3 protein-coding genes and 1 pseudogene are annotated in these 3,688 nt (G+C 70.5%); 2 read left to right on the top strand and 2 right to left on the bottom strand.

Features of this window, described 5'->3' with window-relative positions; all coding sequences use genetic code 11:
- The coding region (puuE, locus tag PV721_RS42175; RefSeq protein ID WP_319734017.1) for an allantoinase PuuE at positions 1-912 on the bottom strand (912 nt) is incomplete at its 3' end.
- A 60-nt stretch (positions 913-972) separates the two neighbouring features.
- Positions 973-1,131: pseudogene (locus PV721_RS42170) on the bottom strand (IS630 family transposase); the annotation flags it as partial.
- Positions 1,132-1,692: 561 nt separating this feature from the next.
- Here PV721_RS42170 and PV721_RS42165 point away from each other — a divergent pair.
- Together PV721_RS42165 and PV721_RS42160 are read left to right on the top strand one after the other, a co-directional pair.
- Positions 1,693-2,001: a hypothetical protein gene (locus PV721_RS42165; protein WP_319734015.1), complete on the top strand. Its 309-nt coding sequence runs from the start codon at positions 1,693-1,695 to the stop codon at positions 1,999-2,001.
- Positions 2,002-3,178: 1,177 nt separating this feature from the next.
- Entirely contained in the window at positions 3,179-3,676 is a 498-nt protein-coding gene (locus PV721_RS42160; RefSeq protein WP_319734014.1) for a DUF1772 domain-containing protein, read from the top strand.
- Positions 3,677-3,688 lie beyond the last annotated feature (12 nt).

Raw genomic sequence — 3,688 nt, 5'->3', positions numbered from 1 at the left:
GTGTGGGTGTGGGGGTGGGTGGGTGGTGAGCCAGTGGCGTGCGATCTGTTCGCGGGTGGCGACCCATGCCCCGCCGCGTTGCGTGAGGTGGGTCAAGAAGCCGTCGAGGGCGCGGATACGGCCGGGCCGGCCGATGATCCGGCCGTGCATGCCGACGCTCATCATCCGTGGCCGCTGCGCGCCCTCGGCGTGGAGTACCTCGAACGTGTCGATGAGATAGGCGAGCATGTCGTCCGCGGTGGTGAAGCCGTGGACGATCAGGAATTTGAAGTCGTTGGTATCCAGGCTGTACGGCACCACGAGGTGCGGGCGGCCGGCTGTGTCCACGTAGAACGGCAGGTCGTCGCAGTAGTCGTCGCTGTCGTAGAGGAAGCCGCCTTCCTCTACGACCAGGCGCCGGGTGGCGGGGCTGGTGCGGCCGGTGTACCAGCCGACGGGCCGGCGTCCCACGAGGCGCTCGATCGTGGCGATCGAACGGGCGATGTCGGCGCGTTCGACGTCTTCGGGCACGTGCCGGTAGTCGATCCACCGCCAGCCGTGGCCCGCCACCTCCCAGCCGGCCGCGCCCATCGCGCGCGCCGCGTGCGGGTTGCGCTCCAAAGCCCGGCCCACCGCGTAGACGGTGAGCGGTGCACCGTGTGCGGTGAGCGTGCGGTGGATGCGCCAGAAACCGGCGCGCGCACCGTAGGCGAACATCGACTCGGCGTTCAGGTCACGCCCGCCCACCACGGGCGGCGCACCGACGATCTCGTGAAGGAAACCCTCCGAGGCGCGGTCGCCTTCAAGGATGCTCTGCTCGCCGCCTTCCTCGTAGTTGAGGACAAGACTGACCGCGACGCGGGCACCGCCGGGCCACGCGGCATGCGGCGGCTCGGCGCCGTAACCGACGAGGTCACGCTGATCCCCGGACACGGGCCGCACCCTACCCCCCGGCACCCGCCCGAACTTCCGGTGACACGACACCCACCGGTGCCTTGCGTTGACCGGGACGCTGCTGCTGCTGCCAGCTGAGGCGAGGAGCATCATCGCGCGCCGAAACCGCACCGAGCTGGTACTGCCCCGCCGGACGATGTGCTGGAGTTTCTGGCCCTCCTGCTCGGTCAGCCTGCGAACCCGAACTGGTTGCCCCATCCCGCATCCCCGTGCTGGTTGGTGAACTCAATTTCCAACCAGCACAACGAGCAACCCGGCGAACCTTCCCGGTCACAGCATGAGGCGAGCAGAGTGCGCATGTACGCCGACCGGACGCCGGGCCTCCATGCCCGCTGCCCCCGGAAGGCGAAGACCACCGCGAACAGGGTCACCTCGATGTACGTGGCGAACCACTGCCAGGAACCCTGCGCGAGTGCGAACGCCAGTACAGCGGCGCGCCCGACGCCCGAAGCCCCCTGCCTGCCTGGCTGTCGCCGTGATCGCCCGCTCCGGCCCGCCCGGGGCCCTCGCGTTCCTTGAAGGCCGGCTCGCACACGGGACCCTCCTGCAGGGTGGGAGGGATCGCCCCCGGCATCCACCGCGCGCCGCCGCCCGGCCCGCGCGCCATGCCGGGGACGTTCCGGATGGCCCCCGAACGGGCTCCGGATGGCGTGCGGCGCCCGGCAGGGGGCGGGATGCGCCGGTGATGTCCTGTCAGGAGAGGTTGCAGCAGCGAGGATCGGGGTGGGTAAGGCCGGGGACAGGACCTCCGATCTCGAAGTGGAATGGACACAGGCGAAGGGGGAGGCGGGAGGCGGCCCCCTGCGCCCGGCCTCCGCCGACTCCCTCTGCCTGGCCTGCCCCCGGCCCATCCCGGCCTCGGTTTCGCTGAGTACCCCGTACGCGCCACGGCGTCCGGGATCCGCACGGCGAACGCCGGGCCCACGGCGGGTCCTGGTCGTCCCGCTGGTGCTGGTGCTGGTGCTGGTGCTGGTGCTGGTGCTGAGCGGCTGCGGTGTCGTCGGCGGTGAGCGGGGCCGCGCGCCGTCGATACTGATGCCGGGCAACGTGGCGACCGGTTCCGAGTAGGCGACGGTCGACGACGTGATCGCCGCTCTGGCCGAGGATGCCTGCGCAACGAGAACAAGGTCGGCTCGGGCGCCACCTGTGGTGCAGCACCGTGGAACGACGGTCTGCCACCACAGCTTTGTGCTGTGCACGGCCCGGTTCAGCCGGGACGAGGCCGGCGATTCGATTGCGGGGGCGTCGGCCTACCGGCATGCCATCGCCGCCGCCGGGAACCGGTACGTGCTGTTTGGCGCCGTGGTCCTGGGACCGTTCACGGAGACACAGGGGGAGTAGGGGAGTTGGGGGAGTCGGGGAGCCCTCCTGTCCGGCTGGAGGGGGTGGGGCAGTGCCGGACGGGAGGTGTGCGCTGTGGGTGCGGGTTGTGTGGACAGGCATCGCCGGCCGGGTTTCGTGGACGGGTGCGGCCAGTGTCGGGTGGTGGCCGGCCGTGTTCGGCTTTTGGAGAGTGGGCGGTCCCGGTTCGAGACTGTGCGCCACACGCCCGCCTGGAGGAGTAACCGCCATGGCGTTCCCGCCCGATCCGTACGATGACGGTGCTGACCGCCGCCCCCAGGTTGCCACGGCCGTCTGCGCCCGCGCCGTGCATGCTGCCGTCGGCGCGGGCCCGCGTGGGCCGTGGATCGTCGCCGCCTGGGTCCGTGTCGGGAGCGGTACCGGTCCGAAGGCCCTGGGTGCCCTGTTCGTCGTCGACGGGGTCTGCACGGTCGAGGCGGTGGGCGTCATCTTCCGCGGATGCAGGGTGATCGCCGGGTGGGAGGCCCGCGCCGATACCGGCATCGGCGAGGTTCACGTCATCGTCCGCAGCGCCCGTTTCGCAGGGGGGGCATGTCACTGTCCGGCCGGTCTGGTTGGGCCGTCTCGAGGGGGTGCCCGAGCTCTGCGTCGTGCCGGTGGCCATCGTCCTGGGGGTCGGTGGCGACCGTGGCGGGATGGCCGTCGGCCGGGCCACTCCAGCGTGGCCGTGGTTCTGTGCCGGTCGGTCTGGCTGCCGGCTGGAGCCCGACCGCCGCCTGACAGGGGGGTGGGCTGCTCGAGAAGTACTCGAGGGTGGCTCGAATCGCCCGCCGCTGCAGGCGGTCGCGCCCGTATGATCCCCATGACTTGACGATTCGATGACCCGTTCCCGAAGAATCGATGACCGAGAGACTTGGCGGACGGACGAACAGGGGGACGCACGATGGAGACCGCACGCTTGGCCTCGCTCATCGCCGCCACGCTCACCACGGGACTGGTCAGTGGCCTCTTCTACGGTTTCTCCGTCTCCGTGATGCCGGGTCTGAAGCGCACCGACGACCGTACGGTCATCGAGGTCATGCAGCGCATCAACGTGGCCATCCTGAACGGCTGGTTCGTCCTCGGTTACATCGGGGCGTTCCTGTTCACCGCGCTGGCTCTGGCCCTCCACGTGCCCTCGGACGGCCGCGAGGTGCTGCCGCCGCTGATCGCGGCGCTGGTCTGCTACATCGTCTCGATGGGGGTCACCAACAAGGTGAACATCCCGTTGAACAACATGCTGGAGAAGGCCGGTCCCGTCGACCGGATGCCCGACCCGGCAGCGGTCCGCCGTGCCTTCGAGGGTCCCTGGTCCCGGGCGAATGTGTGGCGCACCCTGCTGTGCACGGCTTCGGTGGGCTTCCTGTCCTGGGCGCTGTACCTGCACGGCCAGACCGGCTGACCCCCGCCCGCC

The organism is Streptomyces sp. MB09-01, assembly GCF_033794505.1.
In the GTDB taxonomy this organism is placed as follows: domain Bacteria; phylum Actinomycetota; class Actinomycetes; order Streptomycetales; family Streptomycetaceae; genus Streptomyces.
This window is presented reverse-complemented; position numbering and strand designations above follow the sequence as displayed.

Bases quoted from the DNA above. Each gene is read 5' to 3' on its own strand.
- PV721_RS42160 (WP_319734014.1), top strand. From the start codon at position 3,179: ATGGAGACCGCACGCTTGGCCTCGCTCATCGCCGCCACGCTCACCACG.